This is a genomic window from Pseudomonas sp. AN3A02, from assembly GCF_011765255.1.
Classification (GTDB): Bacteria; Pseudomonadota; Gammaproteobacteria; order Pseudomonadales; family Pseudomonadaceae; genus Aquipseudomonas.
On sequence record NZ_JAARNI010000017.1, the window covers coordinates 19,837 to 39,469 of the forward strand.

The 19,633-nt window shown below is 62.5% G+C and carries 15 protein-coding genes; 3 read left to right on the plus strand and 12 right to left on the minus strand.

Features of this window, described 5'->3' with window-relative positions; all coding sequences use genetic code 11:
• The first annotated feature begins 177 nt into the window (after window positions 1–177).
• From HBJ59_RS30810 to HBJ59_RS30820, 3 genes are all read left to right on the plus strand, one after another.
• Window positions 178–690 (plus strand): sigma-70 family RNA polymerase sigma factor, encoded by a 513-nt coding sequence (locus HBJ59_RS30810; protein ID WP_167665731.1) that lies wholly within the window; start codon window positions 178–180, stop codon window positions 688–690.
• Entirely contained in the window at window positions 663–1,649 is a 987-nt protein-coding gene (locus HBJ59_RS30815; protein ID WP_372241513.1) for a FecR domain-containing protein, read from the plus strand. Before HBJ59_RS30810 ends, HBJ59_RS30815 begins: the two co-directional genes overlap by 28 nt.
• Before the next feature lie 83 nt (window positions 1,650–1,732).
• Window positions 1,733–4,153 carry a TonB-dependent receptor gene (locus HBJ59_RS30820; protein ID WP_167665732.1) on the plus strand — a complete coding sequence of 807 codons (2,421 nt, stop codon included), beginning with the start codon at window positions 1,733–1,735 and terminating at the stop codon, window positions 4,151–4,153.
• Window positions 4,154–4,177: 24 nt separating this feature from the next.
• On the opposite strand, the gene HBJ59_RS30825 is transcribed toward HBJ59_RS30820, so the two are convergent.
• From HBJ59_RS30825 to HBJ59_RS30880, 12 genes are read right to left on the minus strand one after another with little or no spacing between them, the layout of a single operon-like run.
• Complete coding sequence (locus HBJ59_RS30825; RefSeq protein ID WP_167665733.1) at window positions 4,178–5,242, minus strand: acyltransferase family protein; 1,065 nt, start codon at window positions 5,240–5,242, stop codon at window positions 4,178–4,180.
• Window positions 5,243–5,257: 15 nt separating this feature from the next.
• The gene (murJ, locus tag HBJ59_RS30830; RefSeq protein ID WP_076014321.1) at window positions 5,258–6,673 is read right to left on the minus strand and encodes a murein biosynthesis integral membrane protein MurJ; all 1,416 of its coding nucleotides are present in this window, start codon (window positions 6,671–6,673) and stop codon (window positions 5,258–5,260) included.
• A 2-nt stretch (window positions 6,674–6,675) separates the two neighbouring features.
• A complete protein-coding gene (locus HBJ59_RS30835; protein WP_167665753.1) occupies window positions 6,676–8,103 on the minus strand; it encodes an O-antigen ligase family protein in 1,428 nt (475 codons plus the stop codon).
• A gap of 2 nt (window positions 8,104–8,105) precedes the next feature.
• On the minus strand, window positions 8,106–9,209 hold the full coding sequence (locus HBJ59_RS30840) for a glycosyltransferase family 1 protein (protein ID WP_167665734.1): 1,104 nt from the start codon (window positions 9,207–9,209) through the stop codon (window positions 8,106–8,108).
• Window positions 9,200–10,417 carry a glycosyltransferase family 4 protein gene (locus tag HBJ59_RS30845; RefSeq protein ID WP_167665735.1) on the minus strand — a complete coding sequence of 406 codons (1,218 nt, stop codon included), beginning with the start codon at window positions 10,415–10,417 and terminating at the stop codon, window positions 9,200–9,202. Before HBJ59_RS30845 ends, HBJ59_RS30840 begins: the two co-directional genes overlap by 10 nt.
• Window positions 10,418–10,425: 8 nt before the next feature.
• Window positions 10,426–11,754 (minus strand): cellulase family glycosylhydrolase, encoded by a 1,329-nt coding sequence (locus HBJ59_RS30850; RefSeq protein WP_167665736.1) that lies wholly within the window; start codon window positions 11,752–11,754, stop codon window positions 10,426–10,428.
• On the minus strand, window positions 11,744–12,934 hold the full coding sequence (locus HBJ59_RS30855) for a glycosyltransferase (RefSeq protein WP_167665737.1): 1,191 nt from the start codon (window positions 12,932–12,934) through the stop codon (window positions 11,744–11,746). The genes HBJ59_RS30850 and HBJ59_RS30855 overlap by 11 nt, the downstream gene beginning before the upstream one ends.
• A complete protein-coding gene (locus HBJ59_RS30860; RefSeq protein WP_076014316.1) occupies window positions 12,934–14,925 on the minus strand; it encodes an exopolysaccharide transport family protein in 1,992 nt (663 codons plus the stop codon). Before HBJ59_RS30860 ends, HBJ59_RS30855 begins: the two co-directional genes overlap by 1 nt.
• Window positions 14,926–14,939: 14 nt before the next feature.
• Window positions 14,940–15,704, minus strand: a complete 765-nt coding sequence (locus HBJ59_RS30865) for a polysaccharide biosynthesis/export family protein (protein ID WP_076014315.1) — start codon at window positions 15,702–15,704, stop codon at window positions 14,940–14,942.
• Between the two features lie 29 nt (window positions 15,705–15,733).
• Window positions 15,734–16,645 (minus strand): glycosyltransferase family 2 protein, encoded by a 912-nt coding sequence (locus tag HBJ59_RS30870; protein WP_063028458.1) that lies wholly within the window; start codon window positions 16,643–16,645, stop codon window positions 15,734–15,736.
• Window positions 16,645–18,105, minus strand: coding sequence for a mannose-1-phosphate guanylyltransferase/mannose-6-phosphate isomerase (locus tag HBJ59_RS30875; RefSeq protein ID WP_076014313.1), 1,461 nt, complete (start codon window positions 18,103–18,105; stop codon window positions 16,645–16,647). The genes HBJ59_RS30870 and HBJ59_RS30875 overlap by 1 nt, the downstream gene beginning before the upstream one ends.
• On the minus strand, window positions 18,105–19,544 hold the full coding sequence (locus tag HBJ59_RS30880) for an undecaprenyl-phosphate glucose phosphotransferase (RefSeq protein ID WP_076014312.1): 1,440 nt from the start codon (window positions 19,542–19,544) through the stop codon (window positions 18,105–18,107). Before HBJ59_RS30880 ends, HBJ59_RS30875 begins: the two co-directional genes overlap by 1 nt.
• Window positions 19,545–19,633: the final 89 nt, after the last annotated feature.

Genomic DNA, 19,633 nt, shown 5'->3' on the forward strand with positions numbered 1-19,633 from the left:
CACACTGTAGGAGCGAGCTTGCTCGCGAAAATCGTTAACGAAGACGCGGCCTCTCTGAATGGCCACGCCATCCTCAGGTTTTTCGCAAGCAAGCTCGCTCCTGCAAGTTGAGTAGTTGCAGCCTCTGCACTGTGCAGCATATGATAAACATTATCATTTGCACTCTGCGCGCCCTTCATGTCCCCGACCCCATCGGCAACTCCCACTGACCTGGCCACGCTTTACCAGCAGCAACACCGCTGGTTGCAGCAATGGCTATGGCGTCGCTTGAACTGTTCGCAGAGTGCCGCCGACCTGGCCCAGGACACGTTCCTGCGCTTGCTCACCAAGAACCAGCCCCTTGAAGTCCAGGCACCTCGCAGCTTTCTGGCGAAAGTCGCGCAGAGCGTGTTGTCCAATCACTACCGCCGGCAAAAACTCGAAAAGGCCTATTTGCAGGCCTTGACGCTGTTGCCGGAAGAGTCGGCTCCCAGTGCTGAAACCCAGTGGATTCTCCTGGAAACCCTGATGGCCCTCGACGAAGTACTCAGCCGCCTGGCACTGCCGGTGCGCCAGGCATTCCTGTGGTCGCAACTCGACGGCTTGAGCCACGGCGAAATTGCCGAGCGCCTCGGCGCGAGCATCACCACCGTCAAGCGCTACATCGTCAAGGCGGGCGCCCAGTGCATCCTGCTGGACAGCCAGCGTTGATCAAGCCGTCGCCACTGTCTTTGGAAGCGGCCGAGCAGGCCATGCATTGGCAGCTGGAATTGCAGGCGCCGCAGGTCAGTGAGCAAACCCGCGCCGAATGGCTCGCCTGGCGCCAGCAAGACCCAGCCCATGAATTGGCGTGGCAGCATTCCCAACGGTTTTTCCAGCGGATGCAGGACGTGCGCGCGCCGGCTCATCAGGCATTGGTGAAGGCCGCACTGTTGCCGGCATTGTCGCGGCGCCGGGTGATCAAGAACCTGGCCCTGCTGCTGGCAGCCGGCAGCGTGGCGTGGACGGCCCGGGATACACCCTTGGTGCAGCACTGGACCAGCGACTACAGCACCGGCGTCGGCGAGCAATGGCGCATCGACCTGGCAGACAATACGGAAGTCCAGCTCAATACCGACACCGCCATCGACGTGAAATACACCGACGATACCCGGCAAATCCATCTGCTGCGGGGAGAAATCCTGGTGTTGCCTAACCCGGCGGACACGCGCCCGTTATGGGTCAAAACCGCCGAAGGCCTGACCCGTGCCTCCGCCAACCGCTTCAGCCTTCGCCAGCGGGGCGGTTTTACCCAACTGGGTGCGGACCAGGGCGTGCTCTCGGCCCAGATCCCCATGGGCACCATCAGCCTGCAACCTGGGGAGATCATCAGTTTCGACGCCAACACACTGCTGGCGCGCAGGGCGCAGCGCGACGGCGAGCTGGCCTGGAGTCGCGGCATGCTGGTCGCTCAGGGGCGGCGCCTGGAAGACTTCCTCCATGAACTGAGCCGCTACCGGCGGGGCCACCTGGCCTGTGATCCAGCCGTGAGCGAGCTGCGAGTGTCCGGCACGTTTCCCTTGGGCGACACCGACCGCATCCTCACGACACTGGGCCAAACCCTCAAGCTGGACGTGGAGCATTTCACGCGTTTCTGGGTCACCCTCAAGCCACGACGAAACCTGGCCTGAATTTATTTTCGCCCAAGGGTGGTCCGTTTGCGTTTCTCACGAGACTCGTATCCCCAGAAGCCAACTTTACTGGGGAGCAGGGCATGCAAGCGCGACAACCGATACGTACAACATTGAAAAAAACACTGGCCGTCGCGGTGGTCCGGGGCATTGCCAGCCTGGCCATGGCGGCGCCCGTGCTCTTGGCGCCGGCGTGGGTACAGGCGGCTGAGCAACACACATTCGATATCAAGCCAGGCTCCCTGGCTGCTGCGCTGAACCAGTTCGGCCAGGTCACGCACATCCTGCTGTCTTACCCGGCGGTGCTCACCGAGGGCAAAACCAGCCCTGGCCTGCAAGGGCTGCATGACCTGGACAGCGGCCTGGCGATCCTGCTCGGCAACACCGACCTGCAAGCCGTGCGCGGCAGCGGTGACAGCTATTCCCTGGAACCGCGCCCCACCGGCGACGCCCTGCAACTGGGTACCGTGTCGATTTCCGGCAAGGCCCCGGGTTCGACCACCGAGGGCACCGGTTCCTACACCACCCAATCGTCCAGCAGTTCGACGCGCCTGAACCTCACACCCAGGGAAACCCCGCAATCGCTCACAGTGATGACCCGCCAACGCCTGGATGACCAGCGCCTGAGCACCCTCAGCGATACCCTCGACGCCACCCCCGGCATCGTCGTGCTACGCGACGGCCTGGGCTCGGAGAGCGACAGTTACTTCTCCCGGGGTTTCCAGATCCAGAACTTCGAAATCGACGGCGTGCCCACCGTCACCCGCATGGACAACTACACCCAAAGCATGGCCATGTATGACCGGGTGGAAATCGTACGCGGCGCTACCGGCCTGATCAGCGGCATGGGCAATCCGTCGGCCACCATCAACCTGATTCGCAAACGCCCGACAGCCGAGGCCCGCGCCAGCGTCACGGCCGCGGCGGGTAACTGGGACCGCTATGGCAGCGGTCTTGACGTGTCCGGCCCGCTGACCGAAACCGGCAACGTGCGCGGGCGGCTGGTGGCGGACTACAAGACCGAACACGCCTGGATCGACCGCTACAAGCAAGAAACCCAACTCCTCTACGGCATCACCGAATTCGACCTGAGCGAAGACACGCTGCTGACCATGGGCTTCAGTTACCTGCGCACCGACGTCGACTCACCCGCCCGTTCCGGCTTGCCCACGCGCTTTACCGACGGCTCGCGGACCAACCTCAGCCGCTCGTTGAACACTGCACCGGCCTGGTCCTATAACGACCACGAGCAAACCAGTTTCTTCACCTCCATCGAGCAGAAGTTCGATAACGGCTGGAGCGCCAAGGCGGAATTCACCCACAGCGAAAACCAGTTCGACGAGGTCTTCAACTACGTCAACGGCTCCCTCAATCGTGACGGCAGCGGCACCACTCAACTGCCGGTGCGTTTCTCCGGCACACCACGCCAGGACAACCTCGACCTCTACGCCACCGGGCCGTTCGACTTGCTGGGGCGCGAGCATGAGTTGATCGCCGGCGTCACCCTGTCCAAGTACCGCGAAAGCGTGCCCAGTTACGGCGGTTGGCACTATGACTATTCCGGTTCACCGGCGGGCGCCATCGACAACCTGTTCACCTGGGACGGGCATTCGGCCAAGCCGGACTTCAACGTTACCGGCAAGTCCTCGGCGGATGAGAGCCAGTACGCGGCCTACCTGAGCACGCGCCTGCGGGTTACCGATGACCTCAGCGTGATCCTCGGCAGCCGGGTGATCGACTGGAAGCGTGAAACTGAAGACCGACCTTATGCGGGGGATGCGACGCGCACCGATGAATCGCAAACTGGGGTCTATATTCCCTACGCCGGGGTGGTGTATGACCTGACCGAGAACTGGTCGGCGTATGCCAGCTACACCAAGATCTTCAATCCCCAGGCAACCTGGGTGCGGGACATCAACAACAAGCCCCTGGAACCGATGGAAGGCAAGGGCTATGAAGTGGGTCTCAAGGGCAGCTTCTTCGATGAACAACTGAATACCAGCCTGGCGTTGTTCAAGCTGGAACAGGACAACCTGGCAATCTGGATCGATACCCCGGGCGGCAATACCTATCGCAACGAGAAAGGCACCACCACCGAAGGCGTGGAGCTGGAACTCAGCGGTGAACTCGCCGAAGGCTGGCAGGCATCCGCTGGCTACGCGTACGCGGTGAGCACGGATGCCAACGACAAGCGCATCGTCACCACCTTGCCGCGCCAGAGCTTGAAGACCTTCACCACCTACCGCCTGCCGGGGGACTTGAACAAGGTCACCGTCGGCGGTGGCGTGAACTGGCAGAGCAAGGTAGGCGAGGACCTGCACACCTTCAGCCAGGGCAGCTATGCGATTGCCAACCTGCTGGTGCGCTACGACATAACCCCCAAGCTCAGCACGTCGGTCAACCTCAACAACCTGTTTGACCGGGAGTACCTCAGTTACGCGGGCAACCACGGGATGTATGGTGCGCCGCGTAACCTGATGACCAGCCTCAAGTACGACTTCTAGGGTCGACCGGCCTGGGGCGCCGGTTTACGCCCCAGGCTTCTCACCGGCCACGGCCGGCGCCTTGCGCACCGGGAACGGGAAGTAGAAGAACCGCAGGAACGCCACCCGCTTGATCACCTCGCCGATCATCAACGGCACCACCACCGCCACCACCAGCCCTATAAACGCGGCCGCCACATCCGGCAGGCCCAGGTGCTGCAGCAGCGCGATGGTTTTGTGCTGGATCTCGCCATGGAAAATCAACAGGATCAGGGTCGACTGCCCGATGTAGGTCATGGCGCGGGTCAATACCGCGGAGGTCATCATCAACCCGGCCAGCGCCCAGCAGATGTACACACCGATCACCGCCAGTGCACTGGTCCACAACCAATGGTCATAGCGCCGTTGGGCCAGGTCCATGGTGTCCCAGGTCGGGATGAAAATCGCGAAGTACACCACCAGCGCCACCACCATGCTCAGCAGTGAGCTCTGGTGTTTGCGCAGAACGTCCCGCAGCAGGTAACCGAGAATGAAATAGGTACTGCTGATCAACGTGACATCCAGGCTGAAGGGCAGCCCCGGCATCGTCCAGGTCTGGCCGCCAACGGTAATCGGTACCTGCCAGAACCAGTCCAGGGTCCAGACCCCCAGCAGCAATTGCACGCCCACCACCACGCAACTCCACACCAGCGACAGGCCCAGGCGCTGCATCAGCCGCAGCATCACCCAGCCAAACAGCATTGCCGCCCAGAAGTGCGGCAGAAACCACAAGGCCTGCCAGGGCAGGGTGTCCACGGAGGCGTACAGCACGCCGCCAATGTCGGGCAGCAGCGGCTGGCCGCGCAGGATATCGCGCACCAAAACGTATGCCAGCATCGTGGTGAAGAACGGCTTGAGCAGGGCATCGGCCTTGCGCACCGCCATTTCAACAAAGGGCTGCTCGGGCTTGAAAAACACCCCGGACAGGAAGAAGAACAGCGGCAGGATAAAGACCGCGAGTATCGGGTACAGCAAATCCGGGGAGTGCTCCACGAACCAACCATGCCCGAACACGATGATCAGGATGCCAATGCCCTTGGCAATATCCATTTGAATCCAGCGTTTTTTCACCTGACTGCTCCCACTCTATAAATCTGCCTTGCGCCACGGCTTGAGCCACAGGCCCATGCCCAGCAACACCACGGCCCCAGCCAGGGTGCTCAACCCCAACTGCAGCCAAATTCCTTGAACCCGAAACAACACCAACGCCGCCACGCTCATCACCAGCCCACTCAACAACCAGTGCCCCTTCCAGGGCAGGGCGCCGAGCAAGGCCTGGCGTTGCATCAGCAGCAACGCGGTGCACAGCACGCCGGCGAGGGCGGCCAGCGGGATACCCGCCAGGCCAAACACAAACGGCAGCACACCCAGCAGCAACACGTTCACCAGGCTGCCCAGCAACTCGCAACGCAGCGGCTGGCGGGTGTCGCCGGCGGCGTAGGCATAACGCGCCAACAGAGCGTTCCAGGCGCCGAACACCAGCGGCACGGCAAACCAGGCCAGCAGCAGCGGCAACGGCGAATCCACCGACTGCTTGGGCAGCAGCAACGCCACCAGGCTCGGCGCCGCCGCCACCAGGCCGACGCCGGCGGGCAGGGTCAGCAGGCTGGCGGTTTCCAGGCCGCGCTTGAGCAGGGCCAGGCGCTCGTCGCCCTGGCGCCGGCTCATCATGCCCAGCAGCACCTGGTTGAGACTCATCAGCGCAATCAGTGGCAAGTTCATCAGCTTGCGGGCCAGGTTGACCCAGGTCACCGCGCCTTCGCCCAGCAACGACGCCACCAACCGTTCAATCAATGCCAAACCCTGGCTGGCGCCATTGCTCAGCAGCAACGGACCGATACGCCCGCCCAGCTCGCGCAATTCCAGGGTCGAAGCCCGCAGCCGCCAAGGCCGCCAGCCCAGGCGCACCATCGACGGCAACAGCGCCAGGGGCATCAGCAAACTGCCCATGAGGCAGGCCAATGCCAGCGAGTGCGGTTGCGTGGCGGTGCCGGCGAGGGCCAGGTAGGTCACCGGCGGCAGGTTGAACAGCAACGAACCGAGCCCCGCGACCACAAAGCGCTCGCTGGCCTGCAACGGAATACTGAACAACGCATGCAGCATCAAGCCCGGCACGCTCCAGGCGAGGATCTGCAAGTTGCTGCTGGCAAGGCTGGTGGCCGTTGCCGCGAGGCCCGGGCCGAGCAGTTGCACCAGCCACGGCGCCAGTAGCGTCAACAGCAGGCTGGTCACCAGCGCAATCAACAGCAGCGCCGGGAACAACACCGCCAGCCAGTCCAGGCGTTCGCTCTCCTTGCGTTGCAAGTACAGCGGCAGGGCGGCGGCGCTCAGCACGCCACCGGCCAGTGACATACGCAAGGCTTCAGGCAAAAACAGCGCAATCAGAAACGCATCGCTGCGCTCACCCGCGCCCCACGCGGCCACCAACAACCACTCACGGGCAAACCCGAGGCACAGCCCCAGCAGGGTCGCCAGGGTCAACCAGAACGCCGATCCGAGCATGCCTAGGGTCCGACGCTATCGAGCAAAGGCTTGCGATATGACACGGTCTTGGCCTGTGGCAGCCGCGCCGGAAACAGTCGCCGCGCCTCCAGCACGTTGATCCCTACCATCAGCCAGAACAGCGCAATCATCACCAGGGCGAAACTGAAGTAGTGGTCAAAAAAGCCGCTGACCAGTGCCGACAGAATCCCCGCCGTGCTGCCCAGCCAAATCGCGTTGTCCTTGGTCAGGCGGATCGGGCCGATTTCCGGCCGGGACTCACGCCACCAGCGCCAGGTCACCGCGATAAACAGCAGCATGCTGATCACGCCGGTCTTGTAGACGAAGTTCAGCCACAGGTTGGAGATCCCCAGCAAGTGCGTGCCCGGCACCGGCGGGTCAACCTTGAAGCCAATGCCCAGCGGGTAACTGGCGACGGCCTGGGGGAACATCCGGTATTCGTCGAAGCGCACTTCGGTACTCGCGTTTTGGGTCGAAAAGATCGTCGCCAGACGTTCCTGCAACGGTGGATACGACAGCACCAGCGCCACGGCCAATGCCACGCCGATCATCAGCAAACGCCCGGTGTAGGGCACCCGCCGCGACGCCATCCAGATCAGCACCAGCGCCAGGCTGACCATCGCGCCCCGGCTACTGGCCAACAGCAAGGCCGCTGCGCCCAGGCAGGCAACGCCCAGGCCGAGGCCGCGTTTCCAGCCAGTGTTGGTGATGCCATAGCAGAACGCCAACGGCAGCAGTAAGGCCATGATCCCGCCGGTGGCGTTGGGGTGCATCCACGGCGAACCCATCCGCGAGGCCATGGCGCCCAGGCCCAGGGACAGGGTGTCGAGGCTGCCGTAATTCATCAGGGTCAGGATCGGCAACATGCCCGAGGCCGAGCGCGAGCGGATAAACACGCCGATGGACATCACCAGCATCGCCAGGGTGCCCAGCAACAACGCGATCACCAGCGCTTCGCGGTTCTTCTGCTCAACCAGCAGCTTGGCGGCGAGGAACAGCACCGACAGATTCAGCAACCAACGCAACCAGTTCGCCAGGCCGCTGGCCTCGGCGGTAATGCTCACCTGGCCGACGATAAACGGCACCACCGTGAAGATCATCAGCCACATCAACATGCGGTCGGTAGGGCGCCGGGACAGCGGTGGCGCAGCCGGCAGGCGCGAGAGGAAGCCGTGCCAGATCACCGCGGCCCAGGTCAGCGCAATCAACGCCTCACTGACCGTACTGCGAATCCCCAGGTTAAGCGTGGAGTAGGGCATGAACGTCGCCACCAGGGCGAACAGCAGCAGCCCCCAGAACGGGAACCGCAAAATCGTCACGGCAGCGGCCAGGCCGATCACCGCCAGCACGGCCTTGGCCGGGGAAAGGAACAGGATCAACCCACCAAACAGCAGGCCGAAGACGATGGCGACGAGGCTACCCAGTGAGATTCTCAATTCAATTCCTCGATCAGTTCGGCCAGGCGCCGACGGTAGGCCTGGTGGTTGAAACGTTCGGCCCAGCTGCGTAACTGTTCAGGTGGTTGTTCGACGGGTTGGTCGGCCAGGTGCAGCATCAATTGCACCAGCGCCGCACCGTCGGTGGGTGAAAACCGTGGCGCCAGGGGCGGGGTTATTTCGTCCAGCGAGGTACCGCTGGCTACCGCGACCGGGGTACCGACGCTCAGGGCTTCAATCACCGGCAAGCCAAAGCCTTCGGCATAAGAAGGCTGCCACAGGCGCGAGGCGTTGCGATAGAGCCCGTGCAATTCGGCATCGGAAACGCCGCTCAACGCGCGTATCCCGGGGTAGTTGCGCTGTGCTTCGGGCAAATGCTCCAGGCTGCCCACCAGCACCAGTTCCGGCACGCTCGGCGATTGGCTGCGCGCCTGCTGCCAGGCGTCCACCAGGAATGGCACGTTCTTGCGCAATTCCCGGGTGCCCACCAGCAGCCAATAGCGCTCGGGCAGTTGCCGGGCCGAGAGGTCTGCCGGCAAGCCGACAAAACCGACCACCTGATTGGGCAACACACGAATCTTGCCGGCCGCCTTGGGAAACAGCCGCGCCGTTTCATCGGCACTGTACTGCGAAGGCGTCCACACCCGGTCTGCCGTGTGCACCGCATAGGTGATCGACAGGCGATCGCTGGCCTTGTAGATCATCGCCTTCAGGCGATTCGCGTGGTAGTTGTCCAGGGTGATCTGAAACAGGTCATGCAACAGCACCACGGTACGCAGGCCTTTGGGTTTGGGCGGCAGCGGCAGGCCCATATTAAAGGTGCTGATGTACACATCAATGCGCTCATCGCGCAGGGCCTTGGGCAAGAATCCCGCCTCGAAACGCAGGCGCTGATGGGGTTGATGCATGGAGGTCTTGGCGCAGCCCCAGTCCGGGCAATGCGCATTCAGGCGCAGTTCATCGCCCAGCGGCGCGACGGTAAAGCGTTCCAGCTCGATACCGGGCATGGCGCGCAGGGCATCTTCCAGGGCGTATACCTGGCGACTGATGCCTGATTGCGGCGAGGTGCCGACGGTACGGTAATCGAGGCCTACGCGCATGCCGGCTCCTTTTGGTTCAGGGGCGACAGTTGGGCGTACACCTGCTCCAGCTGGCTGGCAGCGACGCTCCAGTCATGGGCGCGGCGCACATAGGCGCGACCGGCTTCGCCCATCGGGGCTGCGGTTTCAGGCTGTTGCAGCAGGCGCACCACGGCGTCGGCCAGGCTGTCGGCGGTCTGGCCGCCGAGGTAGTCCAGGCCTTCCACTACATCCAGCCCGGACACGCCCTGGTCGGTACTCGCCAGCGGCAGGCCGGCGGCGAGGGCTTCAAGGACCTTTAGCTTGGAGCCTCCACCATGGCGCAACGGCGCCAAAAATACCGAGCAGCTCGATTGCAGGGCCAGCAGGTTGGGCACAAAACCTTGCCACTCGATGCGCCCGTCCTTCCAGCGTTCGCGCCAGCTTTCCGGCATACCGAAGCCGCAGACACTCATGCGTGCGTCGGGGCAGCGGGCCCAGACCTTCGGCAGGATTTCATCCAGTGCCCACTCGATGGCATCCACGTTGGGTGCGTATTCGTAGTTGCCGAGAAACAGCACGCGGCGGGTCGCCGGGTCAGGGCGGGCGGCGGCGAAGTGCGCGCAATCCACACCGTTGACCACCACCGGCACCGGTTTGCCGGCAATCTGCGCCAGGGTCTGGGCATCGGCCTCAGTCACCGCGACCACTTGCGCGGCCTGGCGCATCACCCGACGTTCCCAGCGGCCGTAGCGCCATTGATCGTAGCGAATAAACGGCAGCGCCCAGCCGGGCAGGCGGTCGTAAGTCGCGGCGCCGAGGGACGATTCCACATTGTGTTCGGTCAGCACAAACGGCTGGGAGCGACGGGCCAACGCAGCTTCGTAAGGCTGGAAGGTGTAGGTGTGTTCGATCTGCACCACGTCCCAATGCTCGGTCAGCAATCGCTCGAAGGTGTCCTGCAGTTCACCCGACAAACCATTCACACTGGCCAGCAGCGGGTAGGGCGTAAACAGCCCCGCCAGCAGGGTTTTCAGGCTGCGCAGCGGGCGGCGCGGCAGGATGATCAGCTGTTCCAGAAAGGCTTCCAGCACCTGGCGATCCGTCAGCGATACCGCCTGTTTGTCATGCAACAGCAAGGTGATCCGGTGCCCGCGCGCAGCCAGGCTGCGCAGCAAATGAAACTGGCGCGTCTTGCCACCGCTGGTAGCGGGCCAAGGCGAGTAGGGCAGGATCCAGAGGATGCGCATGGGTGGCTTCAATCCCATAACAGAATTTGCAGGTTGGGCTTGACCGGTACATCCAGTCCATTGGTGCCACTCAACGGTGTTTCGGTGCTGCGCAATGGGTCGTACAAGGTGGCGGTGGTCATGCCCGGCAAGTGCGCGTTACCGCCACGGGCCGACCAGAAGAACCAGACCTTGCGCCCATCGGCACGGGTCCAGCCGATGCTGAACAGGCCGTCGGGCAATTGGTCGGCGGTGGGCGGATCGCCCGGGGTCAATTTGGGCCCGCTCACCTGCAGGAAATTCTTCAAGGCGGTATACGACGGCTTGGGATTGGTGTCGATGTCGAGCAAGCCATAACTCTGGTCGCGCACGCTGGCGCGCTGGTCCAGGTCACTCAGGGTGAACAGGAAAATCTTGTCAAAATCCAGCGCGCTCATCAGTGCGATGCGGCGCACGATGTAGTCGGCCTGGCCTTGAGGCGTGATGAAGTCCTGCAGCTCTTTCGGGCCTTTATAGGTCGACCAGCCCCACTCGGTGCTCCACAGGGTTTTGACCCCGGCGGCCCGCAGTTTCTGGTTGAACGCGCTGGTTTTGGCGACAAAGTCCAGGTTCGACGGGTCGTTGCCTTCAGGCAATTGGGTATAGGGGTGATAAGACACCACGGTGTTCAGGCTCGGCAGGCCCAGTTGCAGCAGCCCGTCGAGCATATTCTGGCCGTTGGGCATTTCGCTGAAGAACGCCATGCCGGCGGTCACCACCGGTTTGTTCGGGTTCACCACCCGCAGCGCGGCTGCGGTGACTTGCAAGAGGTTCGCATAGCCGGCCGGGTCGGCGACGGGGCGCCAGAAACCCAACAGGTTCGGCTCGTTCCACACCTGCCATGCGTCCACGCTGGGGTAACGCTGGGCCAGCAATGCCATGCGGTTGGCGAAGATGCCCGGGTCCTTGGGCGGGAACTGGTCCTGATAGGGCGAAGAGGTCGGCGCGGTGGTGGCGAACTTCGCCGAGCCCACCAGGTAGAACACCGACTTGATCTGGTTCTGCTGCAGCTTGTTCACCAGCTCATCGAGGGTCGCGACGTTGTACTGGTTCTCGGCGGTTTCCAGCTGGTCCCAGTGCAGGTCCAGGCGCACCCATTCCAGGCCCAGGGCCTTGAGGCGGTCGATCTGCTTCTGATAACGCTCGGGGCTGAACCACAGGAACTGCGCGTTCACCCCCAGAAAATCTTTCCATACGATCTCTTTGCTGCCCTTGAGCACATGACTCTCGGCATCCGCCGGGCGGCCCCAGAGAAAGGCGGTCAGGCCCAGTGCGGCGACGATCGCGAGGGTCGCCAGGTAAGTCCGTTTACGTGCCATGGTTGCCTCCTGCAATGGCTTCACTAAACAGCTTCGCGAACTTCTGCGCGGTCAACGGCCACAGGCGTTCACGACCAATCGCGGCGGCGCGCTCGGCCCAGTCCCTGGCCATTTGCGGATTGCGTGCGAGCAGCAACAGTTGTTCGCTCAAGGCGGCTACATCGCCTTGTGGATAGATGGCGCCATTGCCGCTGGCGACTTCTTCGGCAAACGCCCGGGCATCGGAGGTGATCGCGCCGCGCCCGCAGGCGGCGGCCCACGACAAGGCACCGCTGGTGCCGCGCTGGCGGCCCAACAGGCCGAGCTTTTTCGATTCGCGATACGGCAGCACCATTACATGGTGCGCCTGGATCGTCTGCGGGATGTCGCTGGCCGGCAAATTCAGCCGCCAGTCGATGGAGCCGGCCAGGCCGAGTTCGGCGATCTGGCTGTTCAACTGCTCCAGGTAATTGCCGCCCGCGCCAAACGCCATTTCGGCGGCAGTGCCACCGGCCAGGGTCAGGCGCACACGGTCACGCAATTCGGGGGCTTTTTCAAAGACGGCGGCCAGGGCCTGCAACAGGTCTTCGATGCCTTTGCCACGGTAGATAAAACCAAAATACAGCAGGTGCAGCGTGTCCAGTGGCGGCAAGGGCACTGGCGGGATATCCAGGTTGGCGTGGTTGATCACCGCCACCTTGCCGGCGGGCAATTGCATGCGCGCCGTCAGGCAGTCGGCGCCCAGGCGGGTGAGGGTCACCAGCCGGGTCAGGCCTTGGGCGACGTGGCGTTCTTCGCGCAGGGTCAAGGGATCGGCCAGCACCACCGCCGCTTGCGGCAATGGGCTGGGCAAGGATTCCAGCAGGTTCAGCGGAAAGGGCAATTGCTCGCGCCGCCAGACCATGCGTTCCGGGTCATGCACCGTGGCAGTCAGTGGCAGCGCAGGGTAGGCCTTGCGCAATTCGCGCAGGGCCAAAAACTCCCCCAGGCGCCCACCGCCCAGCTCGGCGTGGACCAGGTCAACACTCTGCCAATCGAAACCGGCAATCGCCTGTTTGATCGACGTCGTGCTGCTGACCACGCCCGTCAAGGGCGTAGCCACCTCGACGCCCAGTTGCTCCAGTGCCGTCTTGAAATGGTTCGCGTAGTCGGCGATCCCATTCTTTTCCGGCGGCAGGGGAGCGAGCAGGGCGATGCGCATCAGAACGAACCCCGATATTTGGCGATGGTTTTCAGCACCTTGACCGGCACCTCGAACTTGCGGCGGTTGATGATGATGCCATCGACCTTGCCGAACGCCGTGGTGAGGATCGACAGTGCATGTTCCACCACCGGTACCGTGCTTTTTTGCGCTTCTACGACCAGCGCAATCAGGTCGGCACGGCGCAGGTTGATGAACGCGTCACGGTTGTCCAGCAGCGCCGAGGCATCCAGCAACACCACTTGGCCAGGAACCGCCGGCTCAATCCCGCCGACCCGTACCCGCACGTCATTCTCTTCCAGCAACTGGCGCAACTGCTCGACGATAAAACTCACCCCTTCACCGTGTCGCGCGGAGGTCAGCCCCAGGGTCAGGCCCTGCTCGGCAATACGCTCCAGCGGCAGCAAGCCATACAGGCGATAAATGCTCGCGTTGAAGGCGTTGGTGCTTTGCGCGGTACTGGTGTCCAGCTCCGGCAGCGTGGTCCACAGCGGCAGGCCGAATTTGCCTTCCACCAGGCCGCCGTCGTGGATCCGTTGATCCAGCAGGTAGCACAGGTAGATCACCAGCAGCCCGACCACGATGGAGAACGGGATCGCCAGCAACAGCATCAACAGGGTTTTCGGGAAGACGCGCCCAGGGTTGAGGGTGGCTTCTTCGATCACCGCGATGTTACTGATTTGGCTCTTGTCCAGTTCACGGTCGATCCGCGATTTCTCCAGGCTGTCGACATACAGCGCGTAGTTTTTCTCGGTGCCGTTCAGCTCACGGGCCAGGCGCGCCAGTTCCGGCTCAATGGCCAGGGCGTCCTTGCGTTGGGCTTCCAGCTCTGTCAGTTGCTTTTGCTGTTGCGTCAGTTGTGTGCGCAGCGCCAGGTTGTTGCTGGTTTCATCCAGCAGCACCCGTTGCAGGTGGATTTCCAGGGTGTTTGGCGCACGGTTTTCCGAGCTTTGCACCGTGTCGCTTTCACCGGCGACCTGGGCCTGCATGGCACGGATCGAGGCGTCCAGGGCTTTGACCGGCGGCGCGTTATCCGTGTAGGTACGCATCATGTCGGCTTTTTCCAGGAGCTTCTGGTTCAGCAGGCGACGCAAGTCTTGTTGCTGCGGGTTCAACGCGATCTGGCGAACCGTGGTCACCTCTTTGGGCTGGCCCTTGAGTTGATTACGGGTGCTTTCGATGGCGCTGTCAGACGAGGCAATCAGGCGGGTGGAGTTGAACACTTCGCCACGCAGCACGTTGATCCGCTCGGACAAGTCTTCCAGACGGTCAGTGATGCTCGATGCGCCGATCTCGTTCAAGTGCGTGAGGATCTGGTCCTTGTAGCTCTTGATCTGGGCAGCGCTTGAAGACACCTGGCCTTCATAGAACGCGTACAGGCTCTTGCGGCCCAACGCCTGGGTGCGCTCGTCGATGTACGTCTCGACCCAATCCTTGACCACCGCCTGGGCGATTTGCGGATCATCCCAACGGAAGCTGATGTCCATCACCGTAGAGCCGACGGCGTGGGTCACTTCGAAGTTTTTCTCCAGGCTTTTCGCCAGGCGTTCCACCGGGGTGGTTTCTTCGACGATGCCAACGGTTTCCAGCACCACTCGCACACCGTCAAACACGGCGCTGATGCCTTTTTTGACGTACCACTTGGTGCGTTTCCACACGCCTTCCGGCGGCTGCATCTTGTCCATCACTTCCAGGTAATGCTCGGCCACGGCACGTACGATGGGGCGCCCGGTCAGCAAGCGCTCTTCGTCGACAATCGGGTCGCGCTGAGTGCTCGGCATGACGATCGGCTGACGGTTGTTGACCTCGATCGGCATCGTCGAGTCACGGCCCGGTTTTACCAGCAACCGCGCGGTGGATTCATACTTGGCCGGCAGCAGGAACGCCCCCAGCAAAATGATCACCAGCGCGGCAATCGCCGCCAGTTTGAACTCGTGCTTGAAGATGAAGAACAGGCGCAGAAGATCACGAAAAGAACGGATCTCGATCATGGGATGTCGCTCCTTTAGTGGTTCGTGGTGTAGCTGTAGCCCACACCAATGGATTTGGTGAAGGGAATCAGCTGGTTCAGGTAAGTGTCCACGCCTTGGATCCGTTCGCCGACGTTGGACTTGGGTACAAACACCACGTCACCGCGTTGCAGCGCCACGGGCTTGCGGCCCAGTGCGCCGTTCTTCAGGTACTGGCTGAAATCCAGGAAGTAAGCGTGATAGATACCTTGGCCATCTTCACGCAGCAGGGCGACCATGCTCGCGTTGCCCACCGGGCTGACGCCGCCGGCACCGAGAATCGCCTGCTCCATGGTCGGGGCCGTGGCGATGGAGATCGCCGACGGGTTGAACACCGCGCCGCCGACGATCACCGTGTTACCCGGCGCCTGGTTGATATTCACCGTGACCCGAGGCTCGCGATACACCGGTGCGAGTTTCTGGCTCAGCTCGGCGGCGACTTCCGCCGGCGTGCGCCGCGCCACCTGGATCGGGCCCAGGAAGGGGTAGTTGATCTTGCCGTCGTTCTGCACGGTGTACAGCGTCAGCTCATAAATCGTGCTGACGTTGAACGCCGAGAGGGTCGGCATTTCCCCGGCATCGCGGACGATCCGCAGCTGGTCGCCGATGCGGATCCGCTCCACCGCCGGCGGCAACTGGGCCATGCGATCGAGGGCCTGCTTGCCCTCGTTCACGGTCTTGCCATCGGGCGCGACGATCCGCGCGGGCGTATTGCAGGCGGCCAATGCCATCATGGCCAGGACGAGCAAGGTTCGTTTCATCAAAAGGGTCTTCCTGTAGGTCATGATGCTCACCTCCAATAACCGGGGAACATGCTGATGCGCCGCTTGAGGGCGAGGGGGAGCTGGCGCTCCAGATGGCCCAGCCGGTAGCCGAGCAATTTGAACGCGCTGCGCACCAGTACTTCGGGTACGCGGTGCAATGCACCGGCTTCGCGTAACGCTCGAAGCTCGGCCAGTACATAGCGTTTACCTTCACCGCCGGCATCGCCAAAAGCCTGGCGAATCCACGGCTCACGGCCGTAGAAAACACCAATGTCGAAGTAGCGGTGAAACTCATCCATGAGACGGTAATCGTGGGAGTGATAGACCAGCGCGGTGGCGGCGTAGCGCACCTTGTAGCCTTCCAGCAGCATGCGGGCGGCGACGTAGGCGTCCTCGCTGCCGATCACATCCGCGGGGAAGCCACCGACGGCTTGCAGGGCGCTGCGCCGGTACACCGAAAAAGAATCCGAACTGAAGCAGGTCTTGATCCCCAACTCCGGCGCATCTGCCAGGCTTTTGCTGCGGCTTTGCGGCGGGTAGTTGAAGTGACGTGACTGGGCGCCCAGCACACCGGCATCCGGGTGCGGCAGTTGGCGGCCATACGCAACGCCGTTGAGCGGGTCCAGTTCCAGCTCGCCCACCAGGTTGGCGAAGGTCTCGGGTTCGGCAGGGATCGCATCCTGAGTCATCACGATCAGCGCGTCGCCGTCGACTTGCTCGCTGGCCCAGCGGCGCGTGCCGCCATGGTTGAAATCCTTGGCATCGATCACTTCGACCCGTACGCCGAACTCGCGAAAACGCGCCACGGTGTCATCGCTGGAGGCGCTGTCCACCACCAGGGTTTCGTCCGGTTGCAGGGTTTGCATGCGCAGCGCCGGCAGCAGCCTGTCGAGGTGGCTGGCCGCGTTGCGGGTCGGGATGATCAGGGCGGTTCGCATCAGCTTTTCACTTCGGCCGGAGCCCGGCCGTAAATGTCGTCAAAGCGCACGATGTCGTCTTCCCCCAGGTACTCGCCGCTCTGCACTTCGATCATCACCAGGTCGATGATGCCGGGGTTGGTCAAACGGTGTTTGTGCCCGGCCGGAATGTAGGTGGACTCGTTGGCGTTGATCAGGAATTCACGGTCGCCGTTGGTAATCATCGCCGCGCCGCTGACCACTACCCAGTGTTCGCTGCGGTGATGGTGCATCTGCAACGACAGCGAGGCGCGTGGCTTGACCACGATGCGCTTGATCTTGAAGCGGCTGCTTTCTTCCAGCACGGTGTAGGTGCCCCACGGCCGGGTAACGGTGCGGTGCAGGCTGAAGGCCGGATGGTTCTGGCGCTTGAGCTCGGCGACGATGTAGCGCACGTCCTGGCTGCGGTTGGCGTCGGCAATCAGGATCGCGTCCGGGGTGTCGACGATGATCAGGTCACTCACGCCCACGGCGCCCAATACGCGCTTGGGCGAGTCGATGTAGCAGTTGTGCACGTCGTGCAGGATCGCTTCACCGTTGATTTGGTTGCCATTGGCGTCGCTCGGGGTGAGCTGGCGCACTGCGTCCCAGGAACCGATATCACTCCAGCCGATGTCGCAGGGCACCACGGCCACTTGCGCGGATTTTTCCATCAGCGCCACGTCGATCGAGATATCCGGCGCCGACCCGAAGCCTTCAGCGTTCAATTCGCGCTGGCGGCAGTTGTTGTTATTCAGGCTGTGGCTGTGGTCGAGGGCGGCTTTCGCGGCGTCCAGTACGGCAGGGGCGTGCAGCGCAAGCTCGTCGAGCAAGGTGCCCGCCTTGAAGCAGAACATCCCGGCATTCCACAGGTGCTTGCCGCCGTCCAGATAACCCTGGGCGGTGGCCAGGTCGGGCTTCTCGACGAAACGCTTGACCCGGAAACCCTGGCCCAGTGCATCGCCTTGTTCGATATAGCCGAAGCCGGTTTCAGGGTGGTCGGGCTGGATGCCGAAAGTCACCAGGTAGCCGGCCTCTGCCAGTTCGCGGGCCTGGGTGACGGCATCGGCGAAGGCGCTTTCATCAATAATCAGGTGGTCGGCGGGCATCACCAGCAACTGCGCCTCGCCGCCGAAATTCTCCTGCACGTGCAGGGCGGCCACGGCGATCGCAGCGGCGGTGTTGCGCCCGAATGGCTCCAGCAGCAGGTCGAGGGCCAGGTGGGTCTTGTTGACCACACGGTAGTCATCGAGGGTGCGAAACAGCATCTCGCGGTTGGTCACCGTCAGCACGCTTTCCACGCCCGGCAAGTGACTGGCCCGCAGGAAGGTCTTCTGCAACAGGCTCTGGTCGTCACGCATGCGCATGAAAGGCTTGGGCATGTTCTGCCGCGACACCGGCCACAGCCGGGTGCCCGAGCCACCGGAAATAATGCAGGGAATCAAGCCGTTGAGGGTGTTCATCAATAGACTTCCTTGGTCGAAAGGACGGCTGGGACCGTCATGAAAACGATGTACAAGTCGAACCACACCGACCACTTCGAGATGTATTCCAGGTCGTACTCAACGCGTTTCTGAATCTTGAACAGGGTGTCGGTTTCACCACGATAGCCGTTGATTTGCGCCCAGCCCGTGATGCCCGGTTTCACCCGGTGCCGCGAGCTGTACTCGCTGACGGCGACTTCGTAGGGCACGCCGGCGGCCTTGGTCGCGGTGGCGTGGGGGCGCGGGCCGACCATCGACATGTTGCCCAGCAGCACGTTGAACAACTGCGGCAGCTCATCGATGCTGGTCTTGCGAATGATCCGGCCCACGCGGGTGATGCGCGGGTCGCCGCGGGTGGTCTGGCGGTCGGCGTTGAAGTCGCTCATCTCGGCGTACATCGAGCGGAACTTGAACACCCGAATCACGTTGTCGTTGTAGCCAAAACGGTTCTGGCGAAACAGCACCGGGCCCTTGGAGTCGAGCTTGATGGCAATCGCCGTGATCAGCATGAGCGGCGACAACGCCACCAGGCCAAGGGTCGCCAGAATCAGGTCTTCGCAGCGTTTGATAAACGGCGACCAACCCCGCAGCGGCACATGGGAGGTGTTGAACATCAGGATGCCGCCGACATCGGTGATGCGGCTGTGGCCATAACGCAGGGCGGCCATGTCGGGCACCAGCATCACGTTGACCGACATCTGCCGCAGGCGCTTCACCAACCCGTTAATCCGCTGCTCGGCGGCCCAGGGCAGGGTGATCATCACTTGGTTGACCTGCTCGGAGCGGATCAGTTTTTCCAGGTCGCGGGTATTGCCCAGCAGCGGCAGGTTGCTCAATTCCTTGGGGATGCGCTCGGTGCGATCGTCGATAAAACCGATCAGGCCGGAGCGGATATCACCGTTGCGTTGCAAGTGGTCGGCCACGTGCACGGCGGTGTCGGTGAAGCCAAGGATCACCGTACGCTGCAAGTATTTGCCGTTGGCCATCAGGTTGCGGAACAGACGCAGCATCACGATCCGCTCCAGCCCGAACAACGCGAGGCTGGCGACAAACCAGAACGCCAGGTTGCGCGGGCTCAACTGCGGGAACATCAGCAGAATCTGGTACATGAACAGCAGGATGCAAAACGCCGAAGACCAGGCCACCAGCATGGTGCGAAACCGCAGGCGGTTGCTGAACAACTCCTCGGAGTAAACCCCCATGGCCTGGAACAGAATAATCGTCAGGATCGCGAAGAACAGCAGCAAGCCGAGAAAGTGCGCGCGCAACTCGGAGGCCATCGGTTCTGGATAAAACACGAGGATCAGCGCTGGCAAAACGGCGGTGAGACCGTGCATCAACTTTACGAAAACAACGAAAAACTCAATAAAACCGGCCCGGGTCAAAAACAGGCTGTCGACTGACGACTTCTCGCGCATAAAAACATCCCTCATTGCACACCAGGGCTTCCTTGTTTGGCTGCTCATCCATAAAGGCAGGGCTTGCTTTATAAGTGGCGCCAGACGAA